The 16,181-nt window shown below is 61.1% G+C and carries 12 protein-coding genes; 4 read left to right on the forward strand and 8 right to left on the reverse strand.

From position 1 onward, the window contains the following. Positions 1-77: 77 nt before the first annotated feature. From lon to tig, 4 genes are all read right to left on the reverse strand, one after another. On the reverse strand, positions 78-2,432 hold the full coding sequence (gene lon / locus OKC44_RS10520) for an endopeptidase La (protein WP_011705882.1): 2,355 nt from the start codon (positions 2,430-2,432) through the stop codon (positions 78-80). Positions 2,433-2,573: 141 nt separating this feature from the next. Continuing rightward, positions 2,574-3,848: an ATP-dependent protease ATP-binding subunit ClpX gene (gene clpX, locus OKC44_RS10525; protein WP_005301524.1), complete on the reverse strand. Its 1,275-nt coding sequence runs from the start codon at positions 3,846-3,848 to the stop codon at positions 2,574-2,576. A gap of 146 nt (positions 3,849-3,994) precedes the next feature. Next, a complete protein-coding gene (gene clpP, locus OKC44_RS10530; RefSeq protein WP_005301526.1) occupies positions 3,995-4,618 on the reverse strand; it encodes an ATP-dependent Clp endopeptidase proteolytic subunit ClpP in 624 nt (207 codons plus the stop codon). Positions 4,619-4,704: 86 nt separating this feature from the next. Continuing rightward, positions 4,705-6,015 (reverse strand): trigger factor, encoded by a 1,311-nt coding sequence (tig, locus tag OKC44_RS10535; protein WP_016350912.1) that lies wholly within the window; start codon positions 6,013-6,015, stop codon positions 4,705-4,707. A gap of 428 nt (positions 6,016-6,443) precedes the next feature. Between tig and OKC44_RS10540 the strand changes: the two genes are divergently transcribed. Continuing rightward, on the forward strand, positions 6,444-6,878 hold the full coding sequence (locus OKC44_RS10540) for a YccF domain-containing protein (RefSeq protein ID WP_011705879.1): 435 nt from the start codon (positions 6,444-6,446) through the stop codon (positions 6,876-6,878). Positions 6,879-6,951: 73 nt separating this feature from the next. After that, positions 6,952-7,542, forward strand: coding sequence for a 5'-deoxynucleotidase (gene yfbR / locus OKC44_RS10545; protein ID WP_270812703.1), 591 nt, complete (start codon positions 6,952-6,954; stop codon positions 7,540-7,542). A gap of 86 nt (positions 7,543-7,628) precedes the next feature. Here yfbR and lolE read toward each other — a convergent pair whose 3' ends face one another. From lolE to OKC44_RS10560, 3 genes are all read right to left on the reverse strand, one after another. After that, a complete protein-coding gene (gene lolE, locus OKC44_RS10550) occupies positions 7,629-8,870 on the reverse strand; it encodes a lipoprotein-releasing ABC transporter permease subunit LolE (RefSeq protein ID WP_065477260.1) in 1,242 nt (413 codons plus the stop codon). Further along, on the reverse strand, positions 8,870-9,568 hold the full coding sequence (lolD, locus tag OKC44_RS10555) for a lipoprotein-releasing ABC transporter ATP-binding protein LolD (RefSeq protein ID WP_270812704.1): 699 nt from the start codon (positions 9,566-9,568) through the stop codon (positions 8,870-8,872). Before lolD ends, lolE begins: the two co-directional genes overlap by 1 nt. Before the next feature lie 76 nt (positions 9,569-9,644). After that, complete coding sequence (locus OKC44_RS10560; RefSeq protein WP_270812705.1) at positions 9,645-10,880, reverse strand: lipoprotein-releasing ABC transporter permease subunit; 1,236 nt, start codon at positions 10,878-10,880, stop codon at positions 9,645-9,647. A gap of 76 nt (positions 10,881-10,956) precedes the next feature. Here OKC44_RS10560 and OKC44_RS10565 point away from each other — a divergent pair, with 76 nt between their 5' ends. Continuing rightward, positions 10,957-11,532 (forward strand): hypothetical protein, encoded by a 576-nt coding sequence (locus tag OKC44_RS10565; RefSeq protein ID WP_011705874.1) that lies wholly within the window; start codon positions 10,957-10,959, stop codon positions 11,530-11,532. Between the two features lie 9 nt (positions 11,533-11,541). Beyond that, positions 11,542-15,006: a transcription-repair coupling factor gene (gene mfd / locus OKC44_RS10570; RefSeq protein WP_270812708.1), complete on the forward strand. Its 3,465-nt coding sequence runs from the start codon at positions 11,542-11,544 to the stop codon at positions 15,004-15,006. Between the two features lie 76 nt (positions 15,007-15,082). Here the strand turns inward: mfd and fbp are convergent, their stop codons facing one another. Further along, positions 15,083-16,117, reverse strand: coding sequence for a class 1 fructose-bisphosphatase (fbp, locus tag OKC44_RS10575; RefSeq protein WP_024943968.1), 1,035 nt, complete (start codon positions 16,115-16,117; stop codon positions 15,083-15,085). Between the last annotated feature and the right edge of the window lie 64 nt (positions 16,118-16,181).

The following is a 16,181-nucleotide window of genomic DNA, read 5'->3' on the forward strand; positions in this document are numbered from 1 at the left end:
CAAGGCTACTTCCGTTATCCGGCGCATGCAAGCCTTAACCACCCCCCGAATGCGCCAAATTTGCGGCGCATCAACATTTATACGACAGAAACGCGCTCAAACCCTTGCGGATTGTCCTGCAACGCCAGTTCCAGCACCTCGTCAATCCAGCGAACCGGATAGATTTCAAGGTCTTGTTTGACGTTGTCCGGGATCTCCTCGAGGTCACGCTCGTTCTCTTTCGGGATCAGCACCCGCTTGATGCCACCGCGATGGGCGGCCAGCAGCTTCTCTTTGAGGCCGCCAATCGGCAGCACTTCGCCGCGCAGGGTGATCTCCCCCGTCATGGCCACATCAGCACGAACCGGATTACCGGTCAAGCTGGAGACCAGGGCGGTACACATGGCGATACCGGCGCTCGGACCGTCTTTCGGGGTCGCCCCTTCCGGTACGTGCACGTGGATATCGCGCTTCTCGTAGAAGTCGGCATTGATGCGCAGCTTCTCGGCACGGGCCCGAACTACCGTCATGGCAGCCTGGATGGACTCCTGCATCACGTCACCCAGGGAACCTGTGTAGGTGAGCTTGCCCTTGCCCGGCATGTTGGTGGTCTCGATGGTGAGCAGATCGCCCCCCACTTCGGTCCACGCCAGACCACACACCTGACCCACCTGGTTCTGGTCGGTGGCCTTGCCGTAGTCAAAGCGCTGCACCCCGAGGAACTCCTTGAGGTTGGCCTGATTGACCTGAACATGCTTGATGCTCTTGTCCAGCAGGATACGCTTGACCGCCTTGCGACAAATCTTGGAGATCTCGCGCTCCAGGCTACGTACCCCCGCCTCGCGGGTGTAGTAGCGGATCACCCCGACCAGAGCGGAATCCTCGATGGTGATCTCGGACTCTTTCAGGCCGTTGCGCTGGATCTGCTTGGAGACCAGATGCTGCTTGGCGATGTTGAGCTTCTCATCTTCGGTGTAACCGGAGAGGCGGATCACTTCCATCCGGTCCAGCAGCGGACCCGGGATGTTCATGGAGTTGGAGGTGGCCACGAACATTACGTCCGACAGGTCATAATCCACTTCCAGATAGTGATCGTTGAAGCTGTTGTTCTGTTCGGGATCCAGCACTTCCAGCAGGGCTGAGGCGGGATCACCACGCATGTCCGAGCTCATCTTGTCGATTTCATCGAGCAGGAACAGCGGGTTCTTCACCCCGACTTTTGCCATCTTCTGGATGAGCTTGCCAGGCATGGAACCGATATAGGTACGGCGGTGACCGCGGATCTCCGCTTCGTCACGCACCCCACCGAGCGCCATGCGCACATATTTGCGACCGGTGGCCTTGGCGATGGACTGACCTAGCGAGGTCTTGCCCACCCCGGGAGGCCCTACCAGACAGAGGATCGGACCCTTGAGCTTGTTGACGCGCGCCTGCACCGCCAGATACTCGAGAATGCGATCTTTGACCTTCTCCAGGCCATAATGATCGGCATCCAGCACCTCTTGCGCCTTGCCCAGGTCTTTCTTGACCTTGGAGCGCGCCTTCCACGGCACCTGCACCATCCAGTCGACGTAGCTGCGCACCACGGTGGCCTCGGCCGACATGGGCGACATCATCTTCAGCTTGGCGAGCTCGGCCTGCGCCTTCTCACGGGCATCTTCCGGCATGCCGGCCTCTTCAATCTTGCGATTGAGGGCTTCGAACTCATCCGGACTGTCTTCCAGCTCACCCAGCTCTTTCTGGATGGCCTTCATCTGCTCGTTGAGATAGTACTCGCGCTGGCTCTTCTCCATCTGCTTCTTGACCCGGGAGCGGATGCGTTTCTCGACCTGCAGCAGGTCAATCTCCGACTCCATCATGGCCATCAGAAACTCGATGCGCTCGGACACGGAGGCGATTTCCAGCACCTTCTGCTTGTCTTCGAGCTTGAGCGGCATGTGAGCGGCCATGGTATCGGCCAGGCGCGCCGCATCGTCGATCGCCGAAATCGAGGTGAGCACCTCGGGTGGGATCTTCTTGTTGAGCTTGATATAGCCTTCGAACTGACCGATGGCGGAGCGCACCAGCACATCCTGGTCCTTCTCTTCAATCGCCTTGGAGGCGATGTACTGCGCCTCGCCAACGAAGAAGTCCCGGTCGTCGATCATCCGCTCAAGACGGGCACGCTGGCCCCCTTCCACCAGCACCTTGACGGTGCCATCGGGCAGCTTGAGCATCTGTAGAATATTGGCCACTGTCCCGACGGAGAAGATCTCTTCCACCGTCGGCTCATCGGTTGACGCATCCTTCTGGGCCACCAGCAGAACTTTCTTGTCCTGCTCCATGGCCGCTTCCAGACAGCGAATGGATTTTTCCCGCCCCACAAAGAGTGGAATGACCATGTGGGGGTAAACCACCACGTCACGAAGAGGCAGGACGGGAATCTCGATGCGTTCTGAACGCTCTAGGTTCATATATGTCCTCTCGGCTTGTTATACCGTTGGCAAAGCGCTTGGCTGAGTATATGGGGGCGCTTAGATGAGATTCAATCGCCGAAACCGCAAAAAGCATGAAAGGGGCAAAAAGCCCCTTTCATTTGATTAAAAATCAGACATTTACTCTGATGCGGCGGCCTGGGTCTCGGGATTTTCGTAGATCATCAAGGGAGCGGAGTCCCCCTTGATCACGGTTTCGTCGATCACCACCTTGCTGACACCGTCCAGCGACGGCAGGTCATACATGGTATCGAGCAACACGGCTTCCACGATGGAACGCAGGCCGCGGGCGCCGGTTTTACGCTCCATCGCCTTGCGGGCGATGGCGTTCAACGCGTCGTCACGGAACTCCAGCTCCACCCCTTCCAGATCGAACAGCGCGGCATACTGCTTGGTCAGCGCGTTCTTCGGCTCTTTCAGGATCTGGATGAGGGCAGCCTCGTCCAGTTCGGTCAGGGTCGCCACCACCGGCAGACGGCCGATGAACTCGGGGATCAAACCGTACTTGATCAGATCTTCCGGCTCCACCTTGGCAAAGCTCTCGCTCAAGGTCGCCTTGGCGCTCTTGGACTTGACCTCGGCACCAAAGCCGATGCCGGTGCCCTTGACGGAGCGCTGCTCGATCACCTTGTCCAGACCGGCAAAGGCGCCACCGCAGATGAACAGGATCTTGGAGGTATCAACCTGCAAGAACTCCTGCTGCGGGTGCTTGCGACCACCTTGCGGCGGCACGGAAGCGATGGTTCCTTCGATCAGCTTGAGCAGGGCCTGCTGCACCCCTTCCCCGGACACGTCGCGGGTGATGGAGGGGTTGTCCGACTTGCGGGAGATCTTGTCGATCTCGTCGATGTAGACGATGCCACGCTGGGCCTTCTCTACGTCGTAGTCGCACTTTTGCAGCAGCTTCTGGATGATGTTCTCCACGTCCTCGCCCACATAACCGGCTTCGGTCAGGGTGGTGGCGTCGGCCATGGTGAAGGGAACGTCCAGCAGGCGCGCCAGGGTTTCAGCCAGCAGGGTCTTGCCGCTGCCGGTCGGACCGATCAGCAGGATGTTGGATTTGCCCAGCTCCACACCACCGGACTCGCTGCCGCTGCGCAGCCGCTTGTAGTGGTTGTAGACGGCTACCGCCAGCACCTTCTTGGCGTACTCCTGCCCGATCACATAGTCATCCAGATGAGCGCGGATTTCATGAGGGGTCGGCAGCTCGCTACCATCGCGCTTGGGCGAGATCTCGCGGATCTCTTCGCGGATGATGTCGTTGCACAGCTCGACACACTCATCACATATGTAGACGGAAGGGCCAGCGATCAGCTTGCGCACTTCATGCTGGCTTTTGCCGCAAAAAGAGCAGTAGAGCAGCTTATCACCCTCACCCTTGCGTTTTTCTGTCATTCAGCAACCTCGTTTTATCAATAGAGGATGGATTGTCCTGTTGAGTTTACAACAGTCCGGAACACCCTGCCCATGCCTGATCTGCCGATTGAGGGCATCATCAAACCAGATGATGCCCTCGACGATGGTTCGGGCTAGCTCGTGGCTCAGCCGCGGCGGCTCAGGACACCGTCAACCAGACCATAGGCCACGGCCTGCTCGGCCGACATGAAGTTGTCACGGTCGGTGTCACGCTCGATGGTGGCCATGTCCTGACCAGTATGGAAGGCCAGACGCTCGTTCAGGGTATTCTTGATCTTCAGGATCTCCTGGGCATGGATCTGGATATCAGATGCCTGGCCCTGGAAACCGCCCAGCGGCTGGTGGATCATCACGCGGGCATTGGGCAGGCAGAAACGCTTGCCCTTGGCACCACCGGCCAGCAGGAAGGCACCCATGGAGCAGGCCTGCCCCATGCACACCGTGCTGACGTCCGGCTTGATGAACTGCATGGTGTCATAAATGGACATACCGGCCGTGACGGCCCCACCCGGAGAGTTGATGTAGATGCTGATGTCCTGATCCGGATTTTCAGATTCCAGGAACAGCAGCTGAGCCACCACCAGATTCGCCATGTGATCTTCAACCTGACCGGTCAGGAAGATCACCCGCTCCTTCAGCAGACGAGAATAGATGTCGTAGGAACGCTCCCCTTTCGCGGTTTGCTCTACCACCATCGGGATGAGCGCATTGCGTGGGGATTCAGTCACATCGTTATAGTTCTTGTACATAAGGCATTGTCCCTAAAATAAAATGGCCCGAGTGGAGATCACACGAGCCATTATACTTAACAGTCTTGACCTTAAGTCAAATGTTCTTAGGCAGCGGCACCGGACTTGTTGATCACTTCGTCAAATGCAACTTCCTTCTCGGTCACCTGGGCCTTGGACAGGATCAGGTCGATGGCTTGATCTTCAACTGCCAGGTTGCGAACGCCGTTCAGCATCTGTTCGTTCTTCTGGTAGTACTCGATCACTTCCTTCGGATCTTCGTAGGCAGTGGCCATGGATTCGATGATGCTGTTGACGCGCGCTTCATCAGCCTTGATCTCGTTGGTACGGATCACGTCGCCCAGCAGCAGACCTACGCGTACGCGACGCTCGGCCTGACCCTGGAACAGCTCGGCCGGCAGTTCAGGAGCGTTGCCGCCCTGGAAGCCGCCGAAACGCTGCAGAGCCTGCTGACGCAGGGCATCGATTTCCTGAGCAACGGCAGCCTTCGGCAGATCGATCTGGTTGGCTTCAACCAGACCGTTCAGCACCTGCTCTTTCACGCTGTTTTTCAGGGCTTGAGCCAGTTCGCGCTCCATGTTCTTGCGCACTTCGGCTTTCAGCTCTTCAACGTTGCCGCTCTCGATGCCGAAACGCTTGACGAACTCTTCGGTCAGCTCAGGCAGGATCTGCTCTTCAACCTTGTTCAGCTTGGAAGCGAACTTGGCAGCTTTGCCTTTCAGGTTTTCAGCGTGGTAGTCAGCCGGGAAGGTCACGTCGATGGTGAACTCGTCGCCTGCTTTCTTGCCCATGATGGCGTCTTCGAAGCCCGGGATCATGCGACCGGCACCCAGTACCAGGTTGAAGCCTTCGGCCTTGCCGCCGTCGAACTCTTCACCGTCGATGGAACCGACGAAGTCCATGGTCACACGCATGCCATCGGCAGCGGCGGCGTCCACTTCACTCCAGGTAGCGTGCTGCTTGCGCAGGGTGTCGATCATGTTGGCCAGATCTTCATCCTTCACGGTAGCAACCGGCTTCTCGACCTTGATGGTCTCAAGGCCAGCCACTTCAAACTCGGGGTACACTTCGAAGGTCGCGGTGAATTCGAAGTCCTGACCTTCCTGGATCTCTTTCGGATCCATGGTCGGGGCACCGGCCGGGCTCAGTTTGTTTTCGATGATGGCCTTGATGAAGTTGCTCTGCATCATTTCGTCAGCAACGCGAGCATGAGCCATGGCGCCGAACATCTTCTTGATGATGGCAACCGGAGCCTTGCCAGGACGGAAACCGTCGATGCGACGGGTTTTGGCCAGGCCGTTCAATTCTTTGCGCACGGCGGCGTCAACGGTAGCGGCCGGTACGGTGATGGTAAGACGGCGTTCCAGACCCTGGGTTGTCTCTACAGAAACTTGCATTCTTCTACCTCGTTCAACTCAGCACTGTGTGCTGACCCTTTATTGCCCCTGGGCAAAGCCCGGAGTCTTCCTGTTTATAAAGACAACGACTGTCTTTGTGATGAGAAAATATGACGCGACATTATAGCGGCGCACTTTGATCGAGTCGAGCCACACGTCCCCCAACCGGGCAGGGGATGGCACCATTCCCGCCAAACTGCCCCTTATATGGGGAATAGCGGGGCCGACTTCAAGCACACAAGCCGCAAGAATTTGCACTTGCTCACCTTTTTTCGTGCAAGAGCCTACTTTTTCACCTCATATCTCTCCATCGAGGTCTCTTTTCGCCCCCTGCGACCCAAATTGTCCACCCCGCCCCTTCAACCATTGCGTCCATGACCATCGCTCGTTATGGTGGCAGCCATCTTGATAAGTCTGGAGTCACCGACATGGCCTTTTTCCGCTTCTTGTTCAATCTGCTCTGGTTCGTACTGGGAGGCGTCTTCATGGGGCTGGCCTGGTGGCTGGCCGGGCTGATCTGTTTTATCTCCCTCATCGGGATCCCCTGGGGACGCGCCTGCTTCGTCATCGGCACCTTCACCTTCTTCCCATTCGGCAAACAGGCGGTCAACCGCAAGACCATGACCGGTCTGAGCGACATGGGTACCGGCACCATGGGGCTGATTGGCAACATCATCTGGTTCGTACTGATCGGGATCTGGCTGGCCATCGGCCACATCGCCTCGGCGCTGGCCTGCTTCGTCACCATCGTCGGCATCCCGTTCGGCATCCAGCACCTCAAGCTGGCGCTCATCAGCCTGGCCCCCATCGGCCAGATGATCGTCACCAATCAGGAGGCTGAATCCGGCCGTTATATTCGCTGAAGGCGATGCCGCCAGCCGTAAAAAAGGGCAGACTAGGGTCTGCCCTTTTTCATTGCCATCTTCGAGGTCATCCATGCTGCCCAGCCACTTCTTCGCCAATCTCGCCCGCATGAAGCTCATCTACCGCTGGCCGCTGATGCGCAACATCCAGCCCGAAAACATCGCCGAGCACAGTCTGCAGGTAGCCATGGTGGCCCACGCCCTCGGCCTCATCAAAAACCGGCTCTTTGGTGGCAGCGTGGATGCCGACCGCGCCGCCGTCATGGCCCTCTATCACGACAGCAGCGAGGTGCTGACCGGCGATCTGCCCACCCCGGTCAAGTACTTCAATCCGGAGATTGCCCGCGAATACAAGAAGATTGAGCTCGCCGCCGAGCAGCGCCTGCTGGACATGTTGCCGCCGGAGCTGGTCGAGGATTTTCGCCCGCTGCTCGATTCGGCAGCCCAGGATGGCGAACTGGCCAGACTGGTGAAGGATGCCGACACCCTCTGCGCCTATACCAAGTGTCTCGAAGAGATCAATGCCGGCAACCGGGAGTTCGAGCCGGCGCGCAAGCGCCTCGAGCAGATGCTGGCGGCCCGGATGAGCGACGAGATGCGCTACTTCATCGACATCTTCGTGGCGAGCTTCTCGCTGCCGCTGGATGAACTCAACGCCCACTAAACCAGCCAGATCCCCCCAAAACAGCAGGGCCCGCCGGTTTGCACCGGCGGGCCCTTCATTTTTATCAGCAGACAAGATGCCGCGTATCAGTGTCCCAACTCGCGGGACGGCACCAGCCCACTCGCCCGCCAGGCGGGGTAAAGGGTCGCCAGCAGGCTCATCAGGATGGCGGCGCCGGTGACGATGAGCAAGTCCTGCATGTGCAGCTCGGTCGGCAGGAAGTCGATGAAGTAGATGTCCGGGTTGAGGAAGCGATGACCAATGAGCCTCTCGATGACTCCCAGGATCTGGGTCAGCTTGCTGGAGAGCAGGCCGCCCAGCAGCGCACCCAACAAGGCGCCCGCCACCCCGTTCACCATCCCCTGAATGACGAAGGTGAGCCGGATCTGGCCAGGGCTCGCCCCCATGGTCTTCAAGATGGCGATCTCGCTGCGTTTCTCGTTCACCGCCATCACCAGGGTGGAGACGATGTTGAAACAGGCCACCGCCACCACCATCAGCATCACCACGTACATCACGGTGCGCACCATCTGGATGTCCTGATAGAGATAACCCTGACGGCTCATCCAGCTGCTGATGTAGACGTAGTGCGGGAACTTCTGGGCGGCCGCCACCGTGATGGACTGCGCCTTGAGCACGTCGTTCACCTTGAGGCTGAAGCCCTCCACCGCGCTGCCCATGCCGGTGATGGCCTGGGCATCCGCCAGATGCATGAAGCCGAGCACACCGTCCAGCTGGCCACCAATCTCGAGCAGCCCCACCACGGTGAGAGACTCGCGCTTCGGGTTCTTGATGCCGGCGGCATCGCCGCCCTGGGGCAGCAGCAGGGTGACCGTGTCCCCTATCTTGACTCCCAGCTTGTCGGCGATGGTCTTGCCGAGGATGAGGCCGTGCTCGCCGGCTTCCAGCTCGCGCAGACCGCGGCCCGTCATGTAGTTGCCCGCATCGGACAGATTGGCCTCAAGCTCCGGCAGCACGGCGCGCACCTGCAGTCCCTTGAGGGCACTGCCGTGCTCCAGCAGGCCGTCGAGCCGGATCACCGGGGCGGCAGCCTCCACCCCGGGCTGGGCCAGCAGGTAATCCCGCAGCTTGGGCCAGTTGGGGAGCGGTGCCTCCATCCCCATCAGCTCGCCGTGGGGCACCACGGAGAGCACCCGGTTCTTGAGTTCCCGCTCAAAGCCGTTCATGGCGGAGAGCCCCAGAATAAGCGCCATCACCCCGAGGGCGATGCCGATGAGGGAGGAGGCGGAAATAAAGGCGATGAAGCCGTTGCGACGGCGAGAGCGGCTGTAACGCAGGCCCAGAAACAGGGGCAGCGGTTTGAACATCAGGCGACCTCCGCCATCACGCCGCTCACCAGGGTCACCCGGCGATGGAGCTTGGCTGCCAGGCTGAGATCGTGGGTCACCACCACGAACGCGGTGCCGAGCTCGCGGTTGAGCTCGCAGAGCAGCTCGTAGACGGCGGTGGCGCTGGCGTGATCCAGGTTGCCGGTGGGCTCGTCCGCCAGCACCAGGCTGGGTTCGTTGACCAGGGCTCGGGCGATGGCCACCCGCTGGCGCTCGCCACCGGAAAGCTCGGACGGTCGGTGGTTGAGACGGTGGGAGAGCCCTACCCGCCCCAGCATCCGGCTCGCCTTGTCGGTCGCGCTGGCTACCGATTCACCGGCGATCAGCAGCGGCATGGCGGCATTTTCCAGCGCGGTGAACTCGGAAAGCAGGTGGTGGAACTGGTAAACGAAACCCAGCTCCTGATTGCGAAACTTCGCCTGGGTACGGCTGTCCCAGCGATGGATGTCCTGCCCCTTGAACAGCACTACGCCGCTGGAGGGGTTATCTAGCGCCCCCATCAGGTGCAGCAGGGTGGTCTTGCCGGAGCCCGAGCTGCCCACCACCGCCAGCATCTCGCCGGGCGCCACGCTAAGATCGATGCCCTTGAGTACCTGGGTCTCCAGATCGCCCTCTTTATAGACATGGTTGAGGGCCTGACAGCGCAGCAGCGGCTCGCAGGAGACGGATTGATTCATAGAGGAGGCTCCACTTGCACCTGTAACAACGCCGGCACCGGCAGCAACACCGGCACCAGTAACAACAGAAGATGAATTATTCATAACGCAGCGCCTCGGCCGGTTTGACCCGGGCCGCACGGGCCGCCGGGTAGAGGGTGGCGCTGAAGCTGAGCAGCACGGCGCCCAGCAAAATGGTCACGACCTGAGCGGGTTCGACGATGACCGGCAGGCCCGAGCCGCCGGCCGTCATGTAGAGGTTGAGCCCCACCGCATCGAGCAAGGGGTTGAGCCCCATGGAGAGCGCCAGTCCCGCCAGACCGCCGAACAGGGCGCCGATGACCCCGCTGGAGGCCCCCAGCACCATGAAGATCTTGACGATGCCGGCTTCGCTCATGCCCATGGTGCGCAGGATGGCCACCTCCCCTTCCTTGTCGGTCACCACCATCACCAGGGCGGAGAGGATGTTGAAGGTGGCGACCGCGATGATCAGCACCAGCATCAGCCCCATCATCCGTTTTTCCATGGCCACCGCCTGGAACAGCTCGCCGCGCTCGCGGCGCCAGTCCTGCCACTCCAGCCCGTCCGGCAGCGCCGTCTTCACCACCTCGTCGGCGGCAAAGGGGTCATCCAGCCAGAGGCGGATGCCACCCACCTGATCCGCTGGCAACCGCAGCATGCGCTGGGCATCCCCCAGCGCAATCAGGGCGACCTGGCTGTCCACGTCGGCACCGACCCCGAAGATGCCGGAGACGGTGAAGAGGCGTTGGGCCGGTACCCGGCCAAACGGGGTGAAACGGGTGCCTTCGGTCAGGATCAGACGGACCTGGTCGCCCATGGAGACCTTGAGGCGATTGGCCACTCCCTGCCCCAGCACTATGTGGTATTCGCCGGCCTGCAGGCTGTCCAGACGCCCCATCTGCATCTGGGCGTGCAGGATGTCGTCCTTGGGCCACTGGGCGGGATCGATGCCCTGCACGCTGACGCCGGTGAGCTGACCGGGGCTTTGCAACATGCCTTCGCTGTCGAGCATGGGGGCATGGGCAATCACGTGCGGCAGCCTGGCCAGGTCGGGCAAGCCCTGCTGCGCGGCATCGATGCGCCCCGCCGGGCTGGTCACCACCACATGGGGGATCACCCCCAGGATGCGGCCCTTGAGCTGCCCTTCAAAACCGTTCATCACCGAGATGACCACCATCAGGGCGGCGACCCCGATGGCGATGCCGAAAGTGGAAAACAGGGAGATAAATGAAACGAAGCGATTGCTGCGTCGCGAGCCTGCATAACGCAGGCCGATGGCCAGCGACAGTGGCTGAAAAAGTCCAGTCTTCAAGGATATCTACATTGCCAACAAAATAAGATACCGGATAATAAAGGGAAACCGTCTATGACAACAAGGGATAGCCTCCATGCAGGAACAGTTCTTCAGTGTCACCCATGCCACACCGGTCAATGTGATCCCCATGCCCGGTGACTTTCATCTGCCCTCGCTGGAAGCACTGGAGGCCGAGCTGCCCGAACCCTTTCGCATCGCCTCCGCCATTACCTCCATCGACATGGTGACCAGCCGCCTGATCCGCAATCAGAACGATTCGATGCACGATCTGGTGGAGATCATCAACCAGCAGTCGCGCAAGATCGACATGATCATGGGCTATGTGCTGTCGGTGCAGGATCATCCGGAACATCGCTTTCACACCCTGCGCTTTGGCGCCGGCCAGCTGACCTATCTGCATCCGCGCCAGGGCCACGGCGAGGTGCCGCACCTGCACCAGATAGTGCGGCTCAAGATCTTCCTGCGTGAAGAGGCCTCCGCCATCTACTGCTACGGCCAGGTCAAGCAGCTGGAACCAAGCGAGCACGGCACCCACGTGATGCTCGACTATGTGCGGATCCGCGAGGATGACCGTGAACTGCTGGTACGTGCCAGCCTGCATATCCAGTCCAAACAACTCAAACTTCGTGCGCAAGACCGTCAACGTTAAAAGAATCGAATGATGCCAATGAAGCTTCCCGCCTTGCCCGCCAAGGCGGGCCAAAAGTTAACGCTCGGCCAGCTGACAGGCAGCAGCCTCTCGCTGATGGCCGCCCGCCTCACCCAGGAGGCAGATCGTCCCGTCCTGCTGGTGACCGCCGATACCCCGAGCGCCCTGCGCCTCGAACAGGAACTGCAATACCTGTTGGCCGACACGGGCTGTCCGGTGCTGCTGTTCCCGGACTGGGAGACCCTGCCCTACGACACCTTCTCCCCCCATCAGGACATCATCTCCCAGCGGCTCGAGACCCTCTACAAGCTGCCGCAGATGAGCAGAGGCGTGCTGATCGTGCCCATCTCCACCCTGATGCTGCGCACGGCGCCCCGGGTCTATCTCGACAAATACAGCCTGATGGTGAAAAGCAGCCAGCGCCTCAATCTGCAGCAGCTGCGCGCGCGCCTCGCCGAGGCGGGCTATGTGGCAGTGGAGCAGGTGCTGGAGCACGGCGAATTTGCCGCCCGCGGCTCCCTGCTCGATCTCTTCCCCATGGGCAGCAGCAGCCCCTATCGCATCGACTTCTTCGACGACGAGGTGGACTCCATCCGCCCGTTCGACCCCGAGACCCAGCGCTCCAGCGAGCCGGTCAAGAGCGTCAGTCTGTTGCCGGCCCGGGAGTTTCCCACCGACGAGGGGGCCATCGAGCTGTTTCGCGGCCAGTATCGGGAGCAGTTCGAGATCTCCCGTGCCGAGGGCTCCGTCTATCAGGAGGTGAGCAAGGGACGCTGGCCCGCCGGCATCGAGTACTATCTGCCGCTCTTCTTCCAGCAGACCGCCAGCCTGTTTGACCACCTGCCGGACAACACCCTGCTGCTGACCGTGGGGGAGATCTACCCCGCCGCCCAGCGTTTCTGGAACGACATCGGCCAGCGCTACGAGGACAGGCGCTGGGACAATACCCGTCCCCTGCTGCCCCCCCAGCAGATCTATCTGCCGGTGGAGCAGCTGTTTGCGGCGCTCGGCCAATACGCGGCCGTACGGTTGCAGGAGGCCCCCACCGCCGGCGATGCGGGCCAGCATGACCTGCCCATCTCGGCGCTGCCCGAACTGCAGCTCGATCACAGCAAGGAGCAGCCGCTGCTGGCCCTCAACCAGTTCCTGCAAGGTTTTGCCGGGCGCACCCTGTTTGCGGTGGAGTCCGAGGGGCGGCGCGAGGTACTGGGCGATCTGCTGGCCCGCATCGCGCTGCAGCCCAAGGAGTTCGCGTCACTCGATGCCTTCATCACCAGCAAGGCCCGTCACGGCCTGCTGGTGGCACCGCTCGAGCGCGGCTTCTTGCTGCGAGAGCCGGGGCAAGAGGAGCTCGCGCTCATCACCGAGACCGAACTGCTGGGCGGCAAGATCCGCAGCAAACGGCAGCGGGAGAAGAGCAAGAACCTGAGCTCGGATGCGGTGATCCGCAACCTCGGCGAGCTGACCCAGGGTCAGCCGGTGGTGCACCTGGATCACGGGGTCGGCCGCTATCTGGGGCTGGAGACCATCGATGCCGGCGGCCTGCCCACCGAGTTTCTGACCCTGGAATATGCCGGCGGCGACAAGCTGTTCGTGCCGGTCACCAGTTTGCACCTGATCAGCCGTTATACCGGCTCGGATAACCCGCCCAGCCACAAGCTCGGCGGCGAGGCCTGGGTCAAGGCCCGGCGCAAGGCGGCCGAAAAGGTGCGCGACGTGGCGGCCGAGCTGCTGGATGTCTATGCCATGCGGGCGGCCCGTCACGGTTTTGCCTTCAAACATGACCGCGAGGCCTATCGCCAGTTTGCCGCCGGCTTCCCGTTCGAGGAGACCGATGATCAGCTCAACGCCATCAATGCGGTACTCGGCGACATGTGCCAGGCCAAGAGCATGGATCGGCTGGTGTGCGGCGACGTGGGCTTCGGCAAGACCGAGGTGGCGATGCGGGCGGCGTTTGTGGCAGTACACGGCGGCAAGCAGGTGGCCGTGCTGGTGCCCACCACCCTGCTCGCCCAGCAGCACTACGACAACTTCCGCGACCGCTTCGCCAACTGGCCGGTGCGGGTCGAGGTGTTGAGCCGCTTCCGCTCCGCCAAGGAGCAGAGCGCCGTGATGAAAGAGCTGGCCGAGGGCAAGGTCGACATCATCATCGGCACCCACAAGCTGCTGGGCGCCGAGCTCACCTTCAAGGATCTGGGGCTGCTCATCGTCGACGAGGAGCATCGCTTCGGGGTGCGCCAGAAGGAGAAGATCAAGGCGCTGCGAGCCGATGTGGACATCCTCACCCTCACCGCTACCCCCATTCCGCGTACCCTCAACATGGCGATGTCGGGCATGCGGGATCTCTCCATCATCGCCACCCCGCCCGCCAAGCGGCTCGCCATCAAGACCTTCGTGCGCCAGCAGGAGCCGGCGGTCACCCGCGAGGCGGTGCTGCGGGAATTGAAGCGTGGCGGCCAGGTCTACTACCTGCACAACGACGTGGAGAGCATCGAGAAGTGCGCGGCAGATCTTGCCGAGCTGGTGCCGGAGGCGCGCATCGGCATCGCCCACGGCCAGATGCGCGAGCGCGAACTCGAGCGGGTGATGTCGGACTTCTACCACCAGCGCTTCAACCTACTGGTCTGCACCACCATCATCGAGACCGGCATCGACGTACCGAGCGCCAACACCATCATCATGGATCGGGCGGATCATCTCGGTCTGGCCCAGCTGCACCAGCTGCGGGGCCGGGTCGGCCGCTCCCACCACCAGGCCTATGCCTACCTGCTCACCCCCCATCCCAAGCTGATGACCAAGGATGCGGCCAAGCGGCTGGAAGCCATTGCGTCCCTTGAAGATCTCGGCGCCGGCTTTGCGCTGGCCACCCACGATCTGGAGATCCGCGGCGCCGGCGAACTGCTCGGCGACGATCAGAGCGGCCAGATTGAATCGGTCGGCTTCACCCTCTACATGGAGATGCTGGAGCAGGCGGTCGAGGCGCTGAAATCGGGCAAGGAGCCGTCGCTCGAACAGCTCATGAGCCAGCACACCGAGGTGGAGCTGCGCCTGCCGGCGCTGTTGCCGGACGACTACATCCCGGACGTCAACATGCGCCTCTCCATGTACAAGCGGATTGCGAGTGCGGCGGACGAGCAGGAGCTGCGCGAACTGAAAGTGGAGCTGATCGACCGCTTCGGCCTGTTGCCGGAGCCGACCAAAACCCTGCTGGAGCTGGCGGCCTTCCGCCAGCGCGCCACAGCCCTTGGCATTCGCCGGGTGGAGATGAGCGAGCGCGGCGGCTATCTGGACTTTACCCAGGAGACCAAGGTCAACCCTGCCTATCTGGTCAAGCTGCTCTCCGAGCAGCCGCGCATCTACAAGATGGACGGACCGACCCGGTTGCGCTTCCAGGTGCCGACCCAGGACAGGGCCATGCGCCTCAAGCTGGTGGATGGCTTGCTGGCGGATCTCGCCAGCCACGCCAGCCCCTGAGGGGGCGGCCAGCCGCTAGCCCAAATAAAACGGGAGCCTTGATGGCTCCCGTTTTTTTATCCCGTGACGCTGGCCGTCATGCCTGATTGGCCGGGTTCTCGTGTGCGGAGAACTCCCGCATGAAGGCCTCGGCCCGATCCACCATCTTGGTGGAACCCACGAAATAGGGGGTACGCTGGTGCAGCGCGGTGGGCTGGATATCCATGATGCGGCCAAAGCCGTCTGACGCCTTGCCACCGGCCTGCTCCACCAGGAACGCCATGGGGTTGCACTCATAGAGCAGGCGCAGCTTGCCGTTCGGCGAGTTGGTACCGGACGGATAGATGTAGATGCCGCCCTTGAGCAGGTTGCGGTGAAAATCGGAGACCAGCGAGCCGATATAACGGGAGGTATAGGGTCTGTGGGTCGCCTCGTCCCGCTCCTGACAATATTTGAGGTACTTCTTCACCCCGTCCGGGAACTTGATGTAGTTGCCCTCGTTGATGGAGTAGATCTTGCCCTCCTCCGGGATGCGGATGTTCTCGTGCGAGAGGCAGAAGCAGCCGATGGAGGGGTCGTAGGTAAAACCGTTGACGCCAAAGCCGGTGGTGTAGACCAGCATGGTCGAGGAGCCGTAGACCACGTAACCGGCGGCGACCTGGCGGTTGCCCGGCTGCAGGAAGTCTTCCAGAGTGACGCCGGCGCCCGGCTTGCTGACCCGGCGGTAGATGGAGAAGATGGTGCCGACGGAGACGTTGACGTCGATGTTGGAGGAGCCATCGAGGGGGTCGATCAATACCACGTACTTGGAGTGACGGGAGAGCTCGGAATCGAAGGAGACGAAGTCTTCCTCCTCTTCGGAGGCCATGCCGCACACTTCGCCACGGGCTTCCAACGCCGCCTTGAAGCGCTCGTTGGCGTAAACGTCCAGCTTCTGCTGCACCTCGCCCTGCACGTTTTCAGCGCCCATGGAGCCGATGATGTCCGCCAGCCCCGCCTTGTTGATCTCCCGGTTCACCACCTTGGCGGCCAAGCGGATGGAGCTGAGCAGCGAGGTCAGCTCGCCGGTCGCGGTGGGATAATCCGCCTGCTTTTTGACGATGAACTCGCCCATGGTGATCATGTTTCGCATTATTGTTCCTTTAAGATCGTTTCCGTTGGCTTTGAAAACGTTTGCACGCATAAACAAAAAAAGT

The sequence above is a fragment of the Aeromonas sp. S41-2 genome, assembly GCF_027705845.1.
Classification (GTDB): Bacteria; Pseudomonadota; Gammaproteobacteria; order Enterobacterales; family Aeromonadaceae; genus Aeromonas; species Aeromonas hydrophila.